This window comes from Caballeronia sp. NCF2 (assembly GCF_023631205.1).
Taxonomy (GTDB): domain Bacteria; phylum Pseudomonadota; class Gammaproteobacteria; order Burkholderiales; family Burkholderiaceae; genus Caballeronia; species Caballeronia zhejiangensis.
Genome location: NZ_JALQDN010000072.1, coordinates 1 through 21,276, shown reverse-complemented (window position 1 = coordinate 21,276; position 21,276 = coordinate 1). Strand labels below are relative to the sequence as shown.

Annotated in this window: 14 protein-coding genes; 10 read left to right on the top strand and 4 right to left on the bottom strand. The window is 67.9% G+C overall.

Annotated features, from left to right (window positions below):
* Positions 1–12: 12 nt before the first annotated feature.
* Together NCS02_RS28805 and NCS02_RS28800 are read right to left on the bottom strand one after the other, a co-directional pair.
* On the bottom strand, positions 13–1,746 hold the full coding sequence (locus NCS02_RS28805) for a ShlB/FhaC/HecB family hemolysin secretion/activation protein (RefSeq protein WP_250520274.1): 1,734 nt from the start codon (positions 1,744–1,746) through the stop codon (positions 13–15).
* Positions 1,747–1,781: 35 nt separating this feature from the next.
* Positions 1,782–3,914: a CHAT domain-containing protein gene (locus tag NCS02_RS28800; RefSeq protein ID WP_250520273.1), complete on the bottom strand. Its 2,133-nt coding sequence runs from the start codon at positions 3,912–3,914 to the stop codon at positions 1,782–1,784.
* A gap of 159 nt (positions 3,915–4,073) precedes the next feature.
* Between NCS02_RS28800 and tssJ the strand changes: the two genes are divergently transcribed.
* The 8 genes from tssJ (at position 4,074) to NCS02_RS28760 (ending at position 16,142) form a co-directional block, all read left to right on the top strand.
* Positions 4,074–4,577 carry a type VI secretion system lipoprotein TssJ gene (gene tssJ, locus NCS02_RS28795; RefSeq protein WP_144403632.1) on the top strand — a complete coding sequence of 168 codons (504 nt, stop codon included), beginning with the start codon at positions 4,074–4,076 and terminating at the stop codon, positions 4,575–4,577.
* 75 nt (positions 4,578–4,652) lie between these two features.
* On the top strand, positions 4,653–5,993 hold the full coding sequence (gene tssK, locus NCS02_RS28790; protein ID WP_250520272.1) for a type VI secretion system baseplate subunit TssK: 1,341 nt from the start codon (positions 4,653–4,655) through the stop codon (positions 5,991–5,993).
* An 18-nt stretch (positions 5,994–6,011) separates the two neighbouring features.
* The gene (locus NCS02_RS28785) at positions 6,012–7,328 is read left to right on the top strand and encodes a DotU family type VI secretion system protein (RefSeq protein WP_008346439.1); all 1,317 of its coding nucleotides are present in this window, start codon (positions 6,012–6,014) and stop codon (positions 7,326–7,328) included.
* Position 7,329: 1 nt separating this feature from the next.
* Positions 7,330–10,959 carry a type VI secretion system membrane subunit TssM gene (gene tssM, locus NCS02_RS28780; protein WP_250523393.1) on the top strand — a complete coding sequence of 1,210 codons (3,630 nt, stop codon included), beginning with the start codon at positions 7,330–7,332 and terminating at the stop codon, positions 10,957–10,959.
* A complete protein-coding gene (gene tagF / locus NCS02_RS28775) occupies positions 10,956–11,717 on the top strand; it encodes a type VI secretion system-associated protein TagF (protein WP_250523392.1) in 762 nt (253 codons plus the stop codon). The genes tssM and tagF overlap by 4 nt, the downstream gene beginning before the upstream one ends.
* Positions 11,714–13,537 carry a serine/threonine protein kinase gene (locus NCS02_RS28770; protein ID WP_250520268.1) on the top strand — a complete coding sequence of 608 codons (1,824 nt, stop codon included), beginning with the start codon at positions 11,714–11,716 and terminating at the stop codon, positions 13,535–13,537. Before tagF ends, NCS02_RS28770 begins: the two co-directional genes overlap by 4 nt.
* Before the next feature lie 49 nt (positions 13,538–13,586).
* Positions 13,587–15,413 carry an MltA domain-containing protein gene (locus tag NCS02_RS28765; RefSeq protein WP_250520267.1) on the top strand — a complete coding sequence of 609 codons (1,827 nt, stop codon included), beginning with the start codon at positions 13,587–13,589 and terminating at the stop codon, positions 15,411–15,413.
* 21 nt (positions 15,414–15,434) lie between these two features.
* The gene (locus NCS02_RS28760) at positions 15,435–16,142 is read left to right on the top strand and encodes a response regulator transcription factor (RefSeq protein WP_008346429.1); all 708 of its coding nucleotides are present in this window, start codon (positions 15,435–15,437) and stop codon (positions 16,140–16,142) included.
* 14 nt (positions 16,143–16,156) lie between these two features.
* Here NCS02_RS28760 and NCS02_RS28755 read toward each other — a convergent pair whose 3' ends face one another.
* Positions 16,157–17,932 carry an ATP-binding response regulator gene (locus tag NCS02_RS28755; RefSeq protein ID WP_034470142.1) on the bottom strand — a complete coding sequence of 592 codons (1,776 nt, stop codon included), beginning with the start codon at positions 17,930–17,932 and terminating at the stop codon, positions 16,157–16,159.
* Between the two features lie 153 nt (positions 17,933–18,085).
* On the opposite strand from NCS02_RS28755, the gene NCS02_RS28750 reads away from it, so the two are divergent.
* Complete coding sequence (locus tag NCS02_RS28750; RefSeq protein WP_008346426.1) at positions 18,086–18,838, top strand: hypothetical protein; 753 nt, start codon at positions 18,086–18,088, stop codon at positions 18,836–18,838.
* Positions 18,839–18,841: 3 nt separating this feature from the next.
* Here the strand turns inward: NCS02_RS28750 and NCS02_RS28745 are convergent, their stop codons facing one another.
* Complete coding sequence (locus NCS02_RS28745) at positions 18,842–19,756, bottom strand: LysR family transcriptional regulator (RefSeq protein WP_175980210.1); 915 nt, start codon at positions 19,754–19,756, stop codon at positions 18,842–18,844.
* Between the two features lie 195 nt (positions 19,757–19,951).
* Between NCS02_RS28745 and NCS02_RS28740 the strand changes: the two genes are divergently transcribed.
* The gene (locus NCS02_RS28740; RefSeq protein ID WP_008346423.1) at positions 19,952–21,148 is read left to right on the top strand and encodes a T6SS phospholipase effector Tle1-like catalytic domain-containing protein; all 1,197 of its coding nucleotides are present in this window, start codon (positions 19,952–19,954) and stop codon (positions 21,146–21,148) included.
* The last annotated feature ends 128 nt before the right edge of the window (positions 21,149–21,276 follow it).

The window sequence follows — 21,276 nt, the reverse complement described above, 5'->3', positions numbered from 1 at the left end:
CCTGTTTCCGCGCTAGAACGATTTGGATACCTGCACGTAGACGCGCGGCACCTTGTCGTCGCCGGTGGTGTCGGCGCGGGTCGTGCGCCAGGCTACGCTCGCATCCACGGTGATGCCGTACGGCCCGCTCCAGAACGCGCCGAGACCCACGCCGCTGCGCGTCACGGTGTTCGCGCCCTGTCCGGGAATCGAGCGCGCGTTGTAGCGGCCCACGCCGATATCGAAAAACGTCGACAGCGTGAGCGACGGAATCACCGCATAGCGAAGCTGGGCCGTGGCAATCAGCCCTTCATCGACGACGGATTCCGACGGCGAATACGCGCGCACCGCACGCGGCCCGCCGAGCGTGATGCGCGACGAGCTGTCGAGGTTCTGGTTCGCCCATTGCCCCGACACGCCGATGAAAAAGCTCGTATTGCGCGTGATCGCGTTCAGGCGATTGGCCTGCATCGTGAGGCGCACGCTGTTGCCTTGCGTGTTGCGCCCGAACGGTCCCTGATCGATGGCCTCGGCGAGCGCCGAATCGATGTTCAGATGCGCGAACGCCAGTTGCACGTCCGCGCTGTTGAAGCCGCCGCCGAGAAAGCTGTCGCGGCTCTCGTACGACAGCCCGACGCTCGCCACATACAGCTTCTGCGGATTGTCGAAGCTGACGCTGTCGATCTTGTCGATGAGCGAGCGGTATTCGAGCGCGCCGCGCAACAGCAGGTTCTGGCTGCGCGAGCGGATCAGCGGATGCGACACCGACGCGGTGACGACATCCGCATCGCCATGCGCGTTCAGCGAGGAGAACTGCTCGCCGAGGTAGTAATACAGATGCGAATACGCGATGCCGACGCGCGTGCCGCTCGCATCGACGGGCGCGTCGTAGCCGATGCGTCCGTAGACGGTATCGGCGCGCTCGGCCGCGAGCAGGTTGATGTCCAGGTTGTCGCCGATGCCGAAAGGCGACGCGAGCCGTCCCACCGCGCCGAGCCGCCAGCGCCCGGCGGGCGCCGCGCCGTAGTCGTCGACGGAAACCGCGAAGTTCCAGCGGCGCGTCGGCTCGACCGTCACGTTCAGATCGACGGTGCCGGGCGCGCTGCCCGTTTCCAGCGCCGAGCTCACGCGAATGCCGGGCAGGTCCGACAGCAGGAGCATCGTGCGTTCGAGTTCGTTTTGCCGCAGCGGCTTGCCGGGCTCGATCGCGGCGAGCCGCGCGCGCACCATCGATTCCTTGACGGGCGCGCCGGGCGCCATCGTCAGCCGCACGCGGCCGATCTTGCCTTCGAGCACGGTGAACGTGACGTCGCCGTTCGTCACGTCCTGCGGCGGAATCACGACCTGCGCGAGCGGATAGCCGCGCTCGCGATACGCCTGCGCGACCTTCGTGCTCATGGCGTTCAGATCGTTGATCGACACTTCCTGGCCGATCCTGTCGGAAACGAGCGCGAGCAGCGTGTCCGAGGGCAGCGTTTCGTTGCCCGCGAAACGAATGCTCTTCAGCGTGAACTTCTTGCCGTCCGGCACTTCCGGCGCGGCGGCCGGCGGCGCGGGCAGCGCGCTCGAACCGCCCGGCGGCGGCGCGGACGTCGACGGACGCGGCTGCTCGTTGAGCAGCGTGCCCGCGCTCGGCACTTGCGCCGTGCCCGGCATCGGCACCTGCTGCGCCCACGCGGAGAACGCGCTTGCACAGACGATGCCGACGCCCGCCGCACGCGCTTTCGAACGTGAGGAAAAGCATGGGGATTTCGTGGCGTGGTTCACTTCTGCAATCCTCACCGGTGATCGGAAAACGTCTTTCAGCGCGCGACCGAGAGCCGCCAGTTGCCCATCAGATCGAAAGGCGCCCAGTAGAACGGATGAGCGAACTTGCCGTCGGCGAGCACGGCTAGCTGCGCGTCGCGCATCGCGTCGATGGCTTCCTCGCCCTTCGTGAGCGCGCCGTAGAACGTGCGCATGGTGAGCGCGGTCGATTCGTCCGAAACGGGCCACATCGACACGAGCAATGCCGACGCGCCCGCATAGAAGAACGCCCGCGTGAAGCCCATGATTTCGTCGCCGCGCTCGATGCGCCCGAGCGCCGTCTCGCACGCCGACAACGTGACGAGCGCGACGGAATCGAACTTCAGGTTGTAGATGTCCTGCGCGAGCATCGGGTCGGGGCCGTCGGCGGGCTGTTTCGCGGGCGCGAGCAGCACGCGCGAATGCAGCGGATCGATGGTGTCGGCCTGCGCATGCGTCGCCACATGCACGATGCGGCCCTCGGGCGCGTTGTCGCTGAAGGTCTTGCGCGTGACGTCGCCTTGCAGAAAGGTCTCGCGCTGCGCGAAGAGCGGTCCGATCGCGCGGACTTCGGCTTCCGCGCCGGGCAGATCGAATTCCGGCGAGATGCGCGGATTGCCGAACGCGACGAGATTGCTCGCGATGCGCTGCTGCCGCCGCACGAGCTGCACCGCGATGCTCGCCGATGGCGCGAGCGCAAGCGCATGCCGCTGGATCAGAAACCCTTGCGCGTTCCTCAGCGCCTGAAACGGCATGTAATGCAGCGAGCCGTTCGGCACGATGACGATCCGTTCGTTCGGCCGCAAGCCGAGCGGCTGAATCAGGAGCGCATCGAGCTTCGCGCCGTAGGTCAGCGCCTGCGGACGTCCGCGGATGATCGACGTGCGGAAATCGCCGACGGCGAGCGTCATGTCCTTTCGCGGAACCGGCAGCGTGAAGCCCTGAATGCCGTCGCGGCGCACGACCCACGCGATCAGCTTGTCGGGCAGGCCGTGATATTCGACGATCGCCTCGCCGGGATTCAGCGCGCTCGTCACGTCGTCGAGCGAGAGCGCGCGGCCGTTCAGTTGCGTTTCATCGACGTTCGTCGCGAGCCGGTTGCGCACGACATCGAGCAGCGCGCGGCTGCGGCTTCTCTCGGAAAGCGCCCACGCCTGCTTGTAGTCGCCGTCCTCGACGACGAGCGCGATCGTTTCCTCGAAGACCGTCTGCGTATCGGAGAACAGGCCGGTCTTGAACTCGTCGCTGCGAAAGCGCGCGCGGATCGTTTCCGAATCGTCGAGCGCGACGAGCCAGGCTTCGCGCGCCTTGCCGCGGTCGCCGAGCGCGAGATACGCGCGGCCCATGCCCTCGTGCGCCCACAGGTTGTCGTAGCTCGCGTCCGAGCCGCCTTTTGTGGCGCTTGCGGAAAACGCTTCGAGCGCCGCCTGCGGCTTGTGCTCCGCGAGCAGCAGATTGCCTTCGATGCGCCTGCGCAACGGCGCAAGCAACGTGTCCTTCACGCCGGACGTTTCTTCGAACGTGGCGCGCGCGCCGGCCGCGTCGCCGGTCGCGATCTGCGCGTTGGTGATCGAGAGGAGCACCATCGGCCGGTAGCGCGCCGACGCCGTCGCGAGCGCCGCGCGATATTCCCCGAGCGCCGCCGACGGATCGCCGCGCCGCGCCGCGATATCGCCGAGGATCTTGTGCGCGGGCGCGAGCACCTGCTCCGGATTCTTCCCGCCCGCCGCGATGGCTTCCTTCGCGTAGCGTTCGGCATCGTCGAGATCGCCCGCATAGCTGTACGCGATGGCGAGATCGCGCCGCGACAGCGCGGCGAGATGGGCGTTGTCCGTCTCCCGCGCGACGACGAGCGCCCGCGACGCCGCCTCGATGCTCTCGCGGAAATCGCCGCGCTCGGCCGCCGCCACCGACATGCTGCAATACGCGTAGCCGTCGAGCTTCACCTGATCCCGCGCGAGCAGGAGCCGCCCTTCCTGCGACAGCGTCGCGATGGTTTCCGCGTCGCGCACGCGGGCTTCGGCCTGACGCGCGGCCGGCGTGAGCGCCTGATCCGCCGTGGCCGCATGCGCCTTCTGCGCCGTCTGCGCGCAGACGTTAAGCATTGCAAAGAGCGCGAGCCCCGCGCATGTCCGCCCGATCGGTTTCACGAACGCCCTCCTCGATGACCGCCGCTTCGCACTGGCGCTACCGGCGAAGCGCCAGCGCGGTGCCCTCACTAGACGAAACACCGCGAGCGATTTGAAAAGCGCGGCGTTTTCGTTCGTCTGTTGTGGTGTCCGAAGCCACTTGCGAAGTCACACGATCCGATGATGGAGAACCCGCGTCCGCGTCTTTGCGCACTGCTCTTTTGCGCGCTCGCGGCGAGCGCCTGCAAGTCGCCGCCGCCGCCGCCCGCGCCGACGGTCGTGCGTATCAGCGTGAGCGCGCTGGATGGCGCGAATCCCGATCACGCGGGCCGCCCGTCGCCGGTCGTCGTGCGCGTGTACGAGCTGAAGACGACGGCCGCCTTCGACAGCGCCGACTTCTTCACGCTCTACGGCAAAGAGCAGGCGACGCTCGGCGGCGATCTCAACGCGAAGAACGAATACGTGCTGCGGCCCGGCGACAGCCGCAGCGTCGAGCAGACGGTGCAGCCCGGCACGAAGTTCGTCGCGGTCGTAGCGGCGTATCGCGACATCGAGCGATCGCGCTGGCGGGCGAGCGCGCCGGTGCCGCCGAACCAGACGACGCTGATGAACGTGCGTATCGACGCCGCCGACGTATCGATCGCCGCGCAGCCCGCGCCGCCGCCATCGGGCAAGAAGAAGTGACAGCGCGCGCCGGTTTGCAAATCCGCCGCGCTGAATCGTTCTTTCAGCATCGAGCCCAAGCCCATACGAGGCACCATGACCTGGCACCAACGCATGATCTGGTCCGAGGGCCTGTTCCTCGAACCCCAGCACTTCCAGCAGCACGACCGCTTCATCGAGCATCTCGTGCGCTCGCACGCGCGCGCGACCGAGGCGTGGTCGTGGGGCTGGGCCGCCGTGATGCTCGACGAAATCGCGCTCGGGCTCGGCAAGATCGCGCTTGCGTCGGCGTTCGGCGTGCTGCCCGACGGCACCGCGTTCTCCTTTCCCGACGACTTCCCCGCGCCGCCGCCGCTCGACATTCCCGCCGGCACGCGCGACGAGTTCGTGTTGCTTGCGCTGCCGCTCGCGCGCGCGGGCGCAAAGGAATTCGACGCCGATGGCGCTGCCGATGGCCGCATCGACGGATTGCGCTTTCGCACGACGGATACTTCCGTCGCCGATATAACGACGAGCACGGACCGCGTCGCGCAGATTCGCGTCGGCGCGCCGAACGTGCGGCTCATGCTCGCGCGCGACGCGACCGACGCCTTCGCGACCATCGGGCTTGCGCGCGTGCTGGAACGGCGCGCCGACAACCGCGTCGTGCTCGATCCCGGCTACATCCCGCCGATGCTCCACGCGCACGCCGACCCGCGTCTCTTCGGCTATGCGCAGGAACTCGCCGGCCTCGTGCATCAACATGCGGACCGCCTGGCGAGCCGCCTCGCGAATCCGGGGCGCGGCGGCGTCGCGGAGATCGCCGATTTTCTGCTGCTGCAAACGCTCAATCGCTTCGAGCCGCAGTACGCGCATCTGTTGCAAGTGCCGCTGCTGCATCCCGAACGCCTGTATCAGACGACGCTCGCGCTCGCCGGCGATCTCGCCGCGTTCGACGAGCGCCGCCGCGTGCTCGCGTATCCGCCGTATCGCCATGACGATGTCGCGACGTCGTTCGAGCCGCTCATGCGCGACGTGCGGCAACTGATCGGCATCGTGCGCGAACCCGACGCCGTCGCGATCGAGCTGCAAAGCCGCAAGCCCGGCGTGCGCGTCGCGCTCATCAACGATCTGGAGCTCGTGAAGAGCGCCGGCTTCGTGCTCGCCGCGAACGCGCAAATGCCGGGCGAAGCGCTGCGCACGCGCTTTCCGACGCAGGTGAAGATCGCGCCCGCTGAAAAGCTGCGCGATCTCGTCAATCTCGCGCTGCCGGGCATCGGCCTGCGCGCGATGCCGGTCGCGCCGCGGCAGATTCCGTTTCACGCGGGCTTTTCCTATTTCGAGCTGGATCGCGGCGGCGAGCTGTGGAAGGAGCTGGAGCAGACCGGCAACCTGGCGATGTACATCGCTGGCGAGTTTCCGGCGCTCGAACTCGAATTCTGGGCGATCCGTCATTGAGCGAGGTCATCGACGAACATGACGAACGACGACGATCCCTTCGCCGGATTCGAATCCGATCAGACGATGATCAAGCCCAACCCCGGCGCGCGGCGGCGCCGCGCGGGCGGCGGAAGCACGCAGGGACCGTTCTCGGCGAGCGGCGCGGCGGCCTCCGGGCAGCGCGCGTTCGACGCCGCCTTCGCGACGGGCGGCGCGGTGAATCCGCTGGTCGCCGCGTGCGCGCCGCTGTTGCAGCTCGCCGCGCGCATCCGCACGATGAGCGCGTGCGCCGATCCCGCCGCGCTGCGCGACGCGCTCGCCGCGGGCGTGCGCCGCTTCGAGGACGAGGCGCGCACCAACGGCATCCCGGCGGAACAGGTGACGGCGGCGCGCTACATCGTCTGCACGATGCTCGACGAAGCCGCGTCGGGCACGCCGTGGGGCGCGGGCGTCTGGGCGCGGCAAAGCCTGCTCGTGACGTTTCACAACGAGGCGTGGGGCGGCGAGAAGGTCTTTCAACTGCTCGCGCGGCTCGCGCAGAAGCCCGCGCAACATCTGCATCTGCTGGAACTGGCGAGCATGGTGCTCGCGCTCGGCTTCGAGGGACGTTACCGCGTGGCGGCGCAAGGCCGGCAGACGCTCGACGCGATCCGCGCGCGGCTGTATCAACTGATCCGCAAGGAGCGCGGCGAACCGGAGCGCGCGCTGTCGCCGCACTGGCAAGGCGTGCCGACGGCGCGGCGGCGCACGACCGACGTGCTGCCGGTTTGGGTCGTCGGCGCGTTCGCGCTGCTCGTGCTCGCGCTGGCGTGGCTCGCGATGAGCTTCCAGCTCGGACGCCTCTCCGATCCCGCGTTCGGCACGCTCGCCTCGATCCGCGCGGGTGCGCAGCGTCCTCTCGTCGTGACGCAGGCGGCGAAACCCCGTCTCGCGGAATTCCTCGCGCAGGAAATCCGCGATGGCCTCGTCGCCGTCGATGACCGCGTCGACCGTTCAGTCGTCACGCTGCACGGCGACAACGTCTTCAAACCCGGCAGCGCCGAAGTGTCGGGGCAGACGCGGCCGCTCATCGAACGGATCGCGGCGGCGCTGAAGGCGGTGCCCGGCAACGTGCTCGTGACGGGCCACACCGACGACCGGCCGATCCGCTCGGCGCGCTTTCCTTCGAACTGGGAGCTGTCGCAGGAACGCGCGGCGAACGTGCGCGACCTGCTCGCGGCGACAATCGCGCCTTCGCGTCTCAAAGCGGAAGGCAAGGGCGACGCCGATCCCGTCGCGCCGAACGATTCGCCCGCCGGCCGCGCGCGCAACCGGCGCGTCGAAGTGACGCTGTTCGCGAAGCCCGGGTCCTGACATGAAAAAAATCCTCTCGATCCTGTTTCATCCGGTGCTGCTGCTGATCGTCGGGCTGCTGCTCGTTGCGGCTGCGATCTGGATCGCCGGGCCGCTCCTGTCGTTCGCGCACAGCTATCCGCTCGAATCGGCGATGTCGCGTTACATCGCGATCGGCTGCGTCGTGCTGCTCTTCGTGCTGCGGCGGCTCTGGGCCGCGTGGCGCGCGCGGCGCACGCAGGCGGCGCTGTCGGCGGGACTCGCCGCGCAGAGCGAAAGTCCGCGCCGCGAGGCTGCCGCACCGAGCGCCGGCGAAGCGGAAGTCGCGACGCTCGGCAAGCGTTTCGACGAAGCGCTCGCCGTGCTGCGCGAGGCGCGCATTACCGCGTCCGGCAGAAAACCCGGCTGGCGCGACTGGGTCACGCTCTCCGGCCGGCAATATCTGTATCAATTGCCGTGGTACATGTTCATCGGCGCGCCGGGCGCGGGCAAAACCACTGCGCTGGTGCATTCGGGGCTGCGCTTTCCGCTCGCCGAGCGCTTCGGCACCGACAAGATTCGCGGCGTCGGCGGCACGCGCAATTGCGACTGGTGGTTCACCGACGACGCCGTGCTCATCGACACGGCCGGGCGCTACACGACCCACGAAAGCGACCGCGACGCCGACCAGACCGCGTGGCAAGGCTTCCTCGCGCTCCTGAAAAAGACGCGTCCGCGCCAGCCGATCAACGGCGTGCTGCTGACGCTCGCCGTTCCCGATCTGCTCGCCGCGACGCCCGCGAGCACCGACGAAACCGCATCGACCTTGCGCGCGCGCATGCGCGAACTGATGCAGGCGTTCGGCACGCGCTTTCCGGTCTACGTGCTCGTCACCAAGACGGATCTGCTCGCGGGCTTCACGGAGTTTTTCGCGGATATGTCGAAGGAAGAGCGCGCGCAGGTGTTCGGCTTCACGTTTGCCTACGAGCCGAAACGCACGCTCACGCAGGCCGCATTCGGCGAACGGATGGATGCCGAGCTGGACGCGCTCGAAGCCCGGCTCGTCGCGCGTCTGCCGGAGCGCCTGAACGCGGAAAGCGGACTCGCGCAACGCGCCGCGATCATGAGTTTTCCGCAGCAGTTCGCCGCATTGAAGCCGCTCGTCGCCGATGCGCTGCGCGCGACCTTCGTCCAGTCGAAACACGACGATGCACCGCTTTTGCGCGGCGTCTATTTCACGAGCGGCACGCAGGAAGGCACGCCGATCGATCGCGTGCTCGGCTCGCTCACGCGCGCGTTCGGCATCGAGCGGGGCGTGCAGCCGCCGCGTCCGTCGAGCGGGCGCAGCTTCTTTCTGGAGCGGCTTCTGACGCAGGTCGTGTTCGCCGAACAGGGACTCGCCGGATCGAATCTGCAATGGGCGCGCAAGCGGCATCTGTGGCGGCTCGGCGCGTATGCGGTCATCGCGGCCGTAACGGCTGGCGTGCTCGCGCTCTGGGGCACGAGCTATGTGCGCAATCGCAGCTATGTCGCGAACGTCGATCACACCGCGCGCGCGGCGAAGGAAGCCGTGGCGGGGACATCGGCGGCGGGCGCGAATCTCGTCGCGCTGCTGCCGTTGCTGTCGGCGGTGCGCGGCCTCGCATCGACGCCTCAGGTCGATGCCGCGCATCCGCCGATCGCGATGCAATGGGGCCTCTGGCAAGGCGCGAAACTCGACGCCGCCGCGACGCTCGCGTACGAGCGCCTTCTGACCGATCTGTTCCTGCCGAAGCTCGCGGCGCGCATCGAGGAACAGGCGCGCGGCGCGACGCCCGCGAATCCCGGCTACGCGTACGAAGCGCTCAAGGCGTATCTGATGCTGAATCAGCCCGATCATCAGGATGCCGATGCGCTCAAGGCGTGGATTCTCACCGACTGGGACCGCTCGCTGCCGCGCGAGGTCGGCAACGAGGAGCGCGCGGCGCTCGCCGGGCATCTCGATGGGTTGCTGGCGCGCGGCCTCGTGCATCCGAATCTGCCGTTCGACGAGCGTCTCGTCGCGCATCTGCGCGCCATGCTCGCCGCCAACACGCTCGCGCAGCGCGTGTACGGGCGCGTGAAGCAGCAAGGCGTCGGCGCGGATTATCCGGAGTTCACGATCGCGCACGCGGGCGGGCCGAACGCGTCGCTCGTGTTCACGCGTTCGAGCGGCGCGCCGCTCACGCGCGGCGTGGCGGGGCTTTATTCGTTCGACGGCTATCACAAGGCGTTCCTGAAAGCCGTCGATGAAACCGCCGCCCAGCTCGCCGCCGAAGAGCCGTGGGTGCTCGGCATCCGCGATCAGGGCGGCCTGCCGCGCGGCGATCCGGCGGCGATGCAGCGCATCACCGAGGACGTGCGGCTGCTCTATCTTCAGGATTACGCGCGGATCTGGACCGAGTTCCTGAACGATGTCCGCATCGTGCGCGCCGACACGCTGTCGCAATCGACGCAGATCGCGCGCATTCTCTCCGCGCCCGATTCGCCGCTCGCCGCGCTCGCGAAGGCGGCGTCGCGCGAAACGACGCTCGGCGCGAAGCCCGAAAGCGAAACGACCGTCGTCGATCGCGCGGGCGACAAGCTCGGCGCGGCGCGCGAAAAGCTGCTGAAGGTGATTCGCGGGGCCGATCCGACGCAGATCGCGCCGGTCGCGCCGGGCGCTCAACTGGAAAGCATCGTCGATGACCGGTTCACCGGCCTGCGCGCGCTCGTGACGAGCCCGGGCGCGGGGCAGCCCGCGCCGATCGCGCAGACGCTCGCCGTCATCAACGATGTCTACACGTATCTCAGCGCCACCGACGAAGCCCTGCAGCAGAAGACCGCGCCGCCGCCATCGGACGCGCCGGCGAAGCTGCGCACGCAGGCCGCGCGCATGCCCGAGCCGATCCGCACCGCGCTGCTCGATCTCGGCAGCCAGGGCGCGGCGCAGTCGCAGGAGGCGCGGCGCGTGAATCTGTCGGCGGACCTGAAGGAGTCGATCTCGGCGTTCTGCGTTCGCGCGGTCGGCGGGCGTTATCCGTTCAGCCCGAATTCCGCGCGCGACGTGCTGCCTGAAGACTTCGGCACGCTGTTCGCGCCGGGCGGCAAGTTCGACGATTTCTTCCAGAAGAACCTCGCGCCCGACGTCGATGTTTCCGCGAAGCCGTGGGCGTTCAAGAAGTCGGATTCGTCGGCGTCGCAGATCAGTCCGGCCGGTCTGGCGCAGTTCGAGCGCGCCGCGACGATCCGCGGCGTGTTCTTCCGCGGCGGCGGCAAGTCGCCCGCGCTCGCGCTGCAGTTCAAGCCGCTCGACATGGACCCGTCGATCCTCTCCTTCACGCTCGACGTCGACGGGCAAGTGCTCACCTACGCGCACGGCCCGCAGATCGCGACCGCGATTCAGTGGCCCGGCACGCGCGGCTCGGGACGCGTGAGCCTGCAACTCACGCCGCCGCCGACGAGCGGCGCGAGCAATCTGGTGTTCGAGGGGCCGTGGGCGCTGTTTCGCATGTTCGACCGGCTCGACGTGCAGCCGACCGATCAGCCGGAGCGCTTCATCGTCACGTTCGATGTCGAAGGGCGCAAGACGCGCTTCGAAGTGACGGCGAACAGCGTGGAGAATCCGTTCCGGCTCGCCGATCTGCGCAAGTTCTCCTGTCCGGAGCGGCTATGAACGACGCGCTCGGCGGCACGCTCGCGGACGACGGCGCGGCGATCGCAGGCTGGTACGGCAAGCTGCCGTCGCTCGGCGATTTCGCGGCGCGGCGGCTGTCGGACGCGTTTGTCGCGCCGTGGGACGCATGGCTCGCCGAGCGCGTCGGCGAAACGCAGCTCGCGCTCGGCGACGCGTGGCTCTCGATCTATCTGACGTGCCCGGTGTGGCGCTTTTTCGCGATGCCCGGCGCCATCGCGCCGACGCTGGGCGCATGCTGGACGGGCGTGGTGATGGCGTCGGTGGACCGCGTCGGGCGGCATTTTCCGTTGACGATCGCGGCGTCGCTGCAGGCGGCGCCATCGACGGGCGGCGAAGTCGCCGCGCTCTGGCAATGGCTTTCGGCGATCGAGAATGTCGCGCTCGCCGCGCTCGATTTCGATCACAGCATCGAGCGGCTCGACGAACAGCTCGCCGCGCTGCCGGTGCCGCAGCCGGTGAACGCCGGCACGCGCGCCGCCATGCTCGACGAACCGTGGATCGCGCAATCGGCCGCGACGCTGCCCGATTCACTCGCGCGCACGCTCGCGCCGCTCTGGCAAACCGAGATCCAACGGATGAGCCTGTGGACCGCCGCGCAGACGGCGCCCGCTTCCGACGAGCCCGACGAGCCCGACGATCGCGACGATCGCGCGCCGCGCCCGATCACGATCTGGCCGGCGTACGGCCTGCCCGACACGGCGCTTTTCATCACCCTGCTGCGGGACTGCGGATCATGAATGCGACGGGCAGGCTACCGGAAGAAGGCGGCGGCACGACCGGCAACGCCGGCAAGACCGAAACCAATCCGGGCGACGCGGGCGACGACAAGACGGTGATCGTCAGCGGCGCGCGCGTGCGTCGGTCCGACGTGGCGGGCGCGGGCGCGCCTTCATCGACGTCCGACGCGCCGCCCGCGCACAGCATCCTGCCGCCCGGCACGCGGCTCGGCGAGTTCGAGATCGTGCGGCTCATCGGCGAGGGCGGCTTCGGCATCGTCTATCTGGCCTTCGATACTTCGCTCGACCGCTACGTCGCGGTGAAGGAATACATGCCGGCGGCGCTCGCCTCGCGCGTCGGCGTGACGCAGGTTCAGGTCAAGTCCGGCCGCTACGAGCCGATGTTCCGCGCCGGTCTCAAGAGCTTCATCAACGACGAGGCGCGGCTGCTCGCGCGCTTCGATCATCAGTCGCTCGTGAAGGTGTACCGCTTCTGGGAGGCCAACGGCACCGCCTACATGGCGATGCCCTACTACAAGGGCGTGACGCTCAAGGAAACGCTCCGGGCGATGAAAAAGCCGCCCGACGAAGCCTGGCTGCGCGCGCTGCTCACGCCGCTCATCGACGCGCTCGCCGTGCTGCACGCGTCCGACTGTTTTCATCGCGATATCGCGCCGGACAACATCATCCTGCTGGAGGAAAGCCATCGGCCGGTGCTGCTCGATTTCGGCGCGGCGCGGCGCGTGATCGGCGACATGACGCAGGCGCTCACGGTGATTCTCAAGCCGGGCTACGCGCCGATCGAACAGTACGCCGAAGTGCCGTCGATGCGGCAAGGACCGTGGACCGATCACTACGCGCTCGCCGCGCTCGTGTATTTCGCGATCACCGGGCGAACGCCGCCGCCTTCGGTCGGGCGCGTGGTCAAGGACAGTTATCAGCCGCTTGCGAAACTGGCGGCGGGCCGTTACTCCGACCGATTCCTGAAGGCGATCGATCATGCGCTCGCGGTTGCGCCCGCGCATCGGCCGCAGACCGACCGGCAGTTCGCCGCCGAGCTCGGCATTTCGCTCGACGACGCGCCCGCGCCGCGCACGGCGAAAAGCGCGGCGCGCAGGCGTATCGGCTGGGCGGCCGGCGCCGCGTGTCTGCTCGGCGCGGCGGCGACGCTCGGATGGTTCGTGCCGCGCTTCACGTCGCATCATGCGCCTTCGGCCGAGCGCGTCGCTGCTTCGGCGGTCGTCGCGGCTTCGGCGCCTGCGCCGGAGGTCGTGCCCGAAGCGCCGCCGCCTCCGCCGCCCGCCGCGCTGCCGCCTTTCACGCCCGATGGCGAATTCGCGCGCATCGTTTCGCTCGCCGATCCGTCGTTCGATGTCAAGGTGGACGTGCCCGTCGCGCGCGCCGTCGTCGACCGCGACTTGTTGCGCTTCGCGATCACGAGCAATCGCGACGGCTATGTGTATGTTTTCGTCGTCGATCCGGTGAATCAATATCTGCAACTGTTTCCGAACGCGCTCGATACCGACAATCGCATCGGCAGGAAGAAGCGTCTCGTGCTGCCGCGTCCGAGCTGGCCGATGCAGGCGGGCGAGCCCGTCGGCGCGAATCATTTCGTCGCGATCGTTTCCGCCGCGCCGCGCGAGTTCCCGGCGCTCGGTCTCGCGCACGACGCCGTCTTCGCCAGTCTCTCGCCCGAGGCACAGAACGCGGCGGCCGCGCAGCGGACGCTCAGCGCATCGCCGTTCGCGGGCGTGCCGGCGTGCGGCGGCAACGCGCCGTCGTGTCCCGTCGCGTATGGCGCGGCGACCTTCAAAATCGATGTCGTCCGTTCGTCTAAATAGAGAAATTCGAAGCGAAAGCGAAGCGCTTCGGCCGCGAGACGAGGGCACCATGGCATCACGAACGAGCGGCGTCGCCGCGCAGCCGGGCATCGCGCCGGGCGCTTCATCCGGAACGGCGCATCCGCTCGCCGCCTTCGCCGCCCTTGCGTTGACCGCGGCCACGCTCGCCGGATGCGCGGGCGCGCCGCCCTCGCCCGCCGTGCGCGTCGATGAGGCCGCGCCGCCCTCCGCGCCAGGCGACGACGCGCGCATGGTCAGCGCGACAGGCGCGGAGCCGGGCATCGCGAATCCGTCGCCGGCGAGTCCGTCGGCGTCGGTCGGCATGAACGCCACGCCTTTCGCGACGAAGAACGCACTCTATACGCCCGTCGCCTTCGCGAGCGTGCCCGGCTGGGCGACCGACAACGTCGCCGAATCCTGGGACGCGTTCCGGCGCAGTTGCGGCGTGCTGAGCGGCAAGCCGGCGTGGGCGGCGCCCTGCGCGGCCTCTCGCGGCGTGGATGCGCGCAACGCCGCCGCGGTGCGCCGCTTCTTCGAGGACAACTTCACGGTCTATCAGATCCTCAATGTCGACAGAAGCGCGCGCGGCGTCCTGACCGGCTATTACGAGCCGATCCTGAAGGGCAGCCGCGAGCGCCGCGCGCCGTATGTCTATCCGGTCTACGGCGTGCCGACCGACATGCTGTTCCTCGACGCCCGCCGCCTGCCGCCCGGCGCGCGCGGCACGCCGGTTCCGGCACGCATCGAAGGACGCAACGTCGTTCCGCTGTCGACCGTATCGATGAGCGGCAAGACGTACACGCTGCGCATCGGCGACAGCGTGCCGGACATCCGCGACAAGAAGCTGCGGCTGCGCCGCGAAGGCGCGGATATCGTGCCCTACTACGCGCGCGCCGATATCGAGCGCGGCATGAGCCGCGCGCCCGTGCTCGCCTATGTGGAAGACCCCGCGATGCTCTACTCTATGCAATTACAGGGCGCGGGAAAGATCGTGCTGCCCGACGGCAAGAGCGTCATCCGTCTCGCCTATGCGGAACAGAACGGCTTCGCGTTCAATCCGCCCGTCGCGAGCGCGGGAAGCAAGGGTCGCAAGATTCTGGTGCGCGGCGTGGAGATCGATCTGGAAGAAGGCAGCGTGAGCACGCAGAACGCAAAAAACGATGTCGGCGGCGCGGCTTCCGACGATGTGCCTCAGTCCTCGCTCCTGCGCGGCGCTCAGGACGCGGACGCGGACGGCGCATCGCCCGCCGTGCATGGCGACGCCGACGGTCCGCCGCAATCGCCGCTTCTGCGCGGCTTCACGCTCGCGAAGAGCGCCGCCGTTCCCGCCGCGCGTCCGGCGCGGGTGAGCGCGCCGGACGCGCCATCCGACCGCGCCGCGGACAAGACCGCGACGCCATCGCTCGCGAAGAGCGCGCCGATCGGCTATGCCTTCGCGGCATCGGACCCGAGCTACGTCTTTTTCCGCACGATCCCCGATTCGCCCGCCGGACCCATCGGCGCATTGGGCGTGCCGCTTTCCGCCGGGCGCTCGGCCGCGATCGATCCGCGCACGACGCCGCTCGGCGCGCCCGTCTTCGTCAACGCGAGCGAAGGCGGGCCGGCGGGGGCATCCATCACGCGCCTGCTCATGGCGCAGGACGCGGGCGGCGCGATTCGCGGGGCCGTGCGCGCCGATTATTTCTTCGGCACCGGACCGCAAGCCCAGCAGCAGGCGAGCCGCATGAAGCAGCCGACGCAAATGTGGGTGCTCCTGCCGAAGGGCTTGCGCATCTCCGCGAAGGAGACCGGCGTGCGCGTGCGCGGCGGGCCCGCGATGCCGAGCGCGGATTGCGTCGTCAGCGATCCCGACCTGTGCGTCGACGATACGCAATGACGGAACCTATCGGGGAAGCGCATGAGGTTTCTCGTCGCCGATGACCACGAACTGATCCGCCAGGCCGTCAAGGCGCTTTTGCGCGGCATCGATCCGGACGCGCAGTTCGACGAAGCCGACAACTGGGAGACGCTCGCCGCCGCCGCGCGTCCGGAAGCGAATCACGATCTCGCGATCGTCGATCTGCACATGTCGGGCATGGAAAGCGCGGCGTCGCTCTCGGCGCTGCTGAAGGCGAATCCGGCGCTGCCGCTCGTGGTGCTGTCGGCGGAAGAATCCGTCGACGAGATGCGCGCGGTGCTCGCCGCGGGCGCGCTCGGCTTCGTGCCCAAGCGCGAGCCCGCCAACGTGATGGTCAAGGCGATCGAGCTCGTGCTGTCCGGCGGCGCGTATGTGCCGATCGAGGCGCTGAGCCTGATCGATCCGTCGCCGTCGCGGCTCGCGCGCCAGAGCGCCGCCGAACGTCCGCGCCCGATGACGAACACGGCGGCGCCCGCGCTCGCGCCGCATCATCTGCATCTGATGGAAAACCTGTCGCCGCGTCAGCGCGAAATCATGCGGCTCGTGCATCGCGGCTGCACGAACAAGATGATCGCGCGCGAATTGCAGGTCGCCGAAGGCACGGTCAAGGTTCATCTCTCCGTGATTTTTCGTGCGCTCGGCGTGCACAACCGTTCTTCGGCGATCGCGCTCATCAACGGCTGGCTGCAAGGCGGGCGCACGCTCTGAGCGGCGCGCCGCGCTCAGGCCGCTTCGTCCTGTCCGCGCGGCTGAAGCAGCATGTCGAGCGTGCGGCGCAGGCGCGTCGGCGTAACGGGCTTGTGCAGGACCGGCAAACCGGCGGCGACGAGCGCCGCGAGGCCGGGCGACGCCATGTCGCCCGTAATCACCACGCTCGCCGGCTCGCCGTGGCCGCGCCGCCGCAACGCCTCGCGCACGGCCTGAAGCACTTCCGCGCCGGTCTCGTGGCGGTCGATCTGGTAATCGCACAGCAGCACGTCCGGCACGAAGCCCTCGGAAATGGCGCGCACCGCCGCCAGCTCGTCGCGACAGCCGCGCACGCTGCATCCCCAGCGCGTGAGCAAGGCGCTGAGCGCATCGAGATTCGCGGGATCGTCGTCGACGCACAGCACATGGCGTCCTTCGATGCATCCGATGACCGGCAGCGGCGCGCACAGACTCGACGTAACGAGATTCGCATCGCCGAAGCGCACGGGCACGCGGATCGTCGTGCCGCGTCCCGGCTCCGAGCGCAGCGTCGGCTCGCCGCCGAGCAGCCGCGTCAGACGGCGCACCGTCGCGAGACCGAGGCCGTGTCCCTCGCGCGCGCCGTGATGCGCGAGCGGCGCCTGATAGAAGTCCTCGAAGACGAGCGCGTGTTCGTCGGGCGCGATGCCGATGCCCGAATCGCGCACTTCGATATGACCTTGCTCCGGATCGCCGCCGTGACGCACGCCGATCCATATCGAGCCGCGCTCGGTGTAGCGCACGGCGTTCGACACGAGATTGCCGATCACGCGTTCGAGCAACACCGGATCGGTGAAGGCGACGCTCGACGTCGGCGCGATGCGCAACGCCAGCCCCTTCGCGGCGGCGGCGGGCCGGAACTGCCGCTCGATGCGCGCGAGCAGCTCCGACATCAGGAAATGCTGCGGAATCACCTGCGTGACGCCGCTTTCGATGCGCGCGAGGTCGAGCACCTGATTGAAGAGCTGATTCAGCGCGTCGACGTTGGCGATGATGTGCTGCGCGGAGTCATCGCGCTCCTGCGCGCTCGCGCGGCCGTCGGTGAGTGCCTGCGCGAGCAGGCCGATCGCGTGAAGCGGCTGGCGCAGATCGTGACTGGCGGCCGCGAAAAAACGCGTCTTCGCAAGGCTCGCTTCCTCGATCACGCTTTTCTGCAGCGCGATGGTTTGCGCGAGCCGCTCCTGCTCGACGCGCGCCTTCACGATGCCGCGAAAAAGACGCCGATACTGCGAGCCGAAAAGATGGATCGCGACGACGAACACGGCAAGCACGACGCCCAATCCGAAACGGCCATCGGCGGGCTGCATCAGGCTCGCAATCGTGACGGGCAGAAGCAGCGTCAGCACCGCGCCCGACAGGTTGCGCACGCTCAATCCGTTCGAACCGTAGGCAAGCGCGGCCAGCGTGACGAGCAGAACGGCCTGCGCGGCGACCGATCCGGCGGATTCGTTCTGGAACGCGAAACAGATCGCGATGCCCGGCGCCGCGTGAAGCAGCACGTTTCGCAGCGCATGCAGGCCGATCCATCGACGCGCGCCGAAACGAAGCGGATCGTGACGCCGCCAGGCCCAAAGACCGATCGCGAGACCATTCGCGCCCGCGTGGAAGAGCACGCAGCCGAAGACGAGCCATCCGGCGTGCGGGCGTGACAGCAATGCCGGATAGAAGAGCGCGATCGCGCAGCAATGCGCGATGAAGGATGCGGGGTCCGCCGCGTAGAGCGCACTGGCGACGTCCTCGTCGGTCTCGCCGTGCTCACGATCGCCTTGCATCTGTCATCCCCTTGCTGCGTTGATCCGCCCGGTTTACCCGAAAGTTCTAGTCGACGGATATGACTAACTTCATATTGGTCGTTTAATAGGAGAAAACCATACTCATCACGTTGCCACCGATTTGAGGGGATTGACAACGTGGAGACCTTGACAATGAATCCCGTCCAGGAGACGGGTGCGCCCTCGATGCTCACCGACCTTTGGCGCCGGCGCACGCATCTGTCGCAGGACGAAATGGTTTCGATCTACAACCTCGTGAAAGGCGCGTTGCGCGGCTATCATCCGCCCGAGCTGCAATCGCTCAAGGAGGACAAGGAAGAACTCGTCGCGCAGTTCATCTACGCGAAAGTGCTGCGGCTCGAACCGGGCCACGGCGAATCGCACGCGAGCGAGCACAGCGCGCCGTCGAGCGGCTACGCCGTATGCACGTATTTCAGGCGCTTTCTGATCGATTGTCTGCGCAGCGCGAGCAATCAGCGCGATGTGTCGATGGAACTCGACGGCGTCGCCGCGCAGATAGACGAGCACGCGCACGCGCCCGACGATCCTGTCGCCTCGGTGCTGATGCAGTACGGCCTCGACGAAGCGCGCGTGCGGCGTCTCGCGCGCGCGTTCATCGACGGCCTGGACCGGTACGAGCAACTGGTTCTCGCGGGCACGCTCGGATGGTGCTCGGAGGACAAAGGCGGCCTGTTCGCGCTCGCGACGCGGCATCACATCCCTTCGTACCACTATCGGGCCGTGAGGCTCGGCGTGACGCTCAAGAAGTCGGCGCAAAGCGCGGATTTCGCCGCGACGAAGATCGGCAGATGGATCGGCGGCACGCTCGGCATCGCGATCAGCGCCGACAATCAGGCCGCGATTCTGCTCGTGCTCAATCTGCTCGCGGTCGAGTCGGCGGGCTGAGTGTCAGCGATTGCCGGTCAGCGCGAACTCCGTGGTCTTCACGGCTTGCGCGAGATAGTCGACGAACGAAGCGATGCGCGCGGAGATCGCCGTGTTGCGATAGTAGACGGCGCTGATCGGCTGCCGCACTTCCTGCGTATGACGCGCGAGAATCTGCACGAGCCGCCCTTCGCGCCGGTCGCGCAGCGTCATGAAGTCCGACAGGCACACGATGCCCGCACTCTCCAGCGCGAGATGCCGCAGCGTCTCGCCGCTCGACGAAGCGATGCTCGGCTTGATGCGATACGGCTCGTCATCGCGCCCCGCGAGCGGCCAGACGTTGAGCGATTCCGGCTGCGTGAAGCCGAGCAGCGCGTGATTGGCGAGCTCGTCGACGCGCTTCGGATGCCCGTGCGTTTCCAGATAATGCGGCGTCGCCAGCACGCGAATGCGGCTGCTGCCGATCGGACGGCTATGCAGCGTCGAATCCTTCAGCTTGCCGATGCGGATCGCGACATCGGTGCGGCGTTCCAGCAGATCGATCACGCCTTCGTTGCTGTTCAGCTCCAGCTCCACATGCGGATAGCGCTCGCGATAACCCGCGACGAGCGGCACGATGACATGCAGCATGAAGGGCGTCGCGGCATCGACGCGCAACAGGCCCGACGGCCGTTCGCGGCGCGCGGCGACCTGCTCTTCGGCGCTCTCCACCGCGTCGATGATCTCGCGCGCATGCTGCAGGAAGCTCCTGCCCTCTTCCGTCAGTTCGAGGCGGCGCGTGGTCCTGCGCAGGAGCGTCGTCTGCAGTTTCTCTTCGAGGCGGCCGAGCGTGCGGCTCGCGCCCGAAACCGTCTGATCCAGTTGCTCCGCAGCCGCCGTGATCGAGCCTGTATCGACGACCGTCGCGAAGGTCTGAAGCTCGTCGAGCGTGACTTTCATAATTGAGTTTTTTTCAAGGATGGCTCCTTTATAAACCCGTCCTTTTGCAAAAGTAAAGCCGCCATTCGATCTCGGTTAGGCTCTTTCGGCCAAAGCGTCGTTCGCAGAAGACGTGCGGCTTGCCGATCGATCGCCGAGACACTAAGACATACTGAGCGAGTGCTTGCGGCGTCACGATGGAAAGGAAGGTGCATCATGAGCAAGAACATCATTTTCTGCGCGGATGGAACCTGGAACGGTCCCGACACCGATCACGACAACGACGGCACGCCGGATCCCACGAACGTATTCAAGGCGTTCATGCTGCTGTCCGGCGAACCGGACCCCGCGTCCACGCTGCTCGCCTCCGAACAGGAAATCGCCGAACCGGGGCCGGACGGACAGGTCGCGAAATATCTGCATGGCGTCGGCGATTCGCGCAACGTCATCGCGAAACTCGTGGGCGGAGCATTCGGCGATGGCATCATCGCGCGCATCGTGCGGGGCTATACGTTCATATCGCGTCACTACCGGCCGGGCGACCGCATCATCCTGATGGGCTTCAGCCGCGGCGCGTACACGGCGCGCGCGCTCGGCGGAATGATCGCGAGCGTCGGCGTGCTCGACACGAGCCGTTACGACGTGAACGACAAGGCGCTCGCGTATCGCATGGGCATACTCGCGTGGCGCAAGTATCGCGAGGCGAGACCGCCGGCGCGCAACGCGGGCGGACTGCGGGGGTTGCTCGAAAAGATCGTCAATTTCGATCCGAAGCTCGCGTTAGCGAGACTGCAGCCGGATGACACGCTGCCCGTCGATGAAATTCGCGCCATCGGCGTCTGGGATACGGTCGGCGCGCTCGGCATTCCGATTTATCTCGACAGCAAGGATTCGACGGTCGATCTGTTCCGCTTCGCCGATACCGCGCTCAGCCCGAAGGTCAAGTTCGGCATTCACGCGATCAGTCTCGACGAGCAGCGCGGCGATTTCACGCCGACGCTGTGGGATTCACGCGAGGGCATCACGCAGGTGCTGTTCGCGGGCGCTCACGCGGATGTCGGCGGCGGTTATCCGAATGCCGAATCGGGGCTTTCGGATATCGCCTGCGAATGGATGCTGAAGCGCCTCGCCGATCCGGCCATCGGCATGCGTCTGAAGACGCCGCCCTGGTCCCTGCAGCCGGATTTTCTCGGCAAGTCGCATTCGCCGTGGACGGAGCCGCCCTTCTCGCTGCGTCCATTCGGGCCGCGCGGCCCGTTCGCGTTTCCGCAGGACATTGGCGCGCATGTGTCGGTCGCGCAGCGTTTGGGCCTCGTGATGGTGGCGGGCAAGCCGGTGCCGGTTCCCAACACGTACTCGCCCGCCGTGCTCGGCACGCTCTTCCCGGCGCACACCAACTGGATCACGACCTGAAAACGTTGCGGGGGCCGGGCGTTTGTTTGCGGGGCCCCGTCCTAAGCCCCTTCGCTATTTGCACTTCGCGGTCTTTTTGGGGTTTTGGCCAATCACGCCCCACACCGTTCGGGCCGCGTTGTGGACCG

Bases quoted from the DNA above. Each gene is read 5' to 3' on its own strand.
- NCS02_RS28765 (WP_250520267.1), top strand. From the start codon at position 13,587: ATGGCATCACGAACGAGCGGCGTCGCCGCGCAGCCGGGCATCGCGCCG.
- NCS02_RS28770 (WP_250520268.1), top strand. From the start codon at position 11,714: ATGAATGCGACGGGCAGGCTACCGGAAGAAGGCGGCGGCACGACCGGC.
- tssJ (WP_144403632.1), top strand. From the start codon at position 4,074: ATGATGGAGAACCCGCGTCCGCGTCTTTGCGCACTGCTCTTTTGCGCG.
- NCS02_RS28740 (WP_008346423.1), top strand. From the start codon at position 19,952: ATGAGCAAGAACATCATTTTCTGCGCGGATGGAACCTGGAACGGTCCC.
- tssM (WP_250523393.1), top strand. From the start codon at position 7,330: ATGAAAAAAATCCTCTCGATCCTGTTTCATCCGGTGCTGCTGCTGATC.
- tssK (WP_250520272.1), top strand. From the start codon at position 4,653: ATGACCTGGCACCAACGCATGATCTGGTCCGAGGGCCTGTTCCTCGAA.
- NCS02_RS28785 (WP_008346439.1), top strand. From the start codon at position 6,012: ATGACGAACGACGACGATCCCTTCGCCGGATTCGAATCCGATCAGACG.
- NCS02_RS28760 (WP_008346429.1), top strand. From the start codon at position 15,435: ATGAGGTTTCTCGTCGCCGATGACCACGAACTGATCCGCCAGGCCGTC.
- tagF (WP_250523392.1), top strand. From the start codon at position 10,956: ATGAACGACGCGCTCGGCGGCACGCTCGCGGACGACGGCGCGGCGATC.
- NCS02_RS28755 (WP_034470142.1), bottom strand. From the start codon at position 17,932: ATGCAAGGCGATCGTGAGCACGGCGAGACCGACGAGGACGTCGCCAGT.
- NCS02_RS28745 (WP_175980210.1), bottom strand. From the start codon at position 19,756: ATGAAAGTCACGCTCGACGAGCTTCAGACCTTCGCGACGGTCGTCGAT.
- NCS02_RS28750 (WP_008346426.1), top strand. From the start codon at position 18,086: ATGAATCCCGTCCAGGAGACGGGTGCGCCCTCGATGCTCACCGACCTT.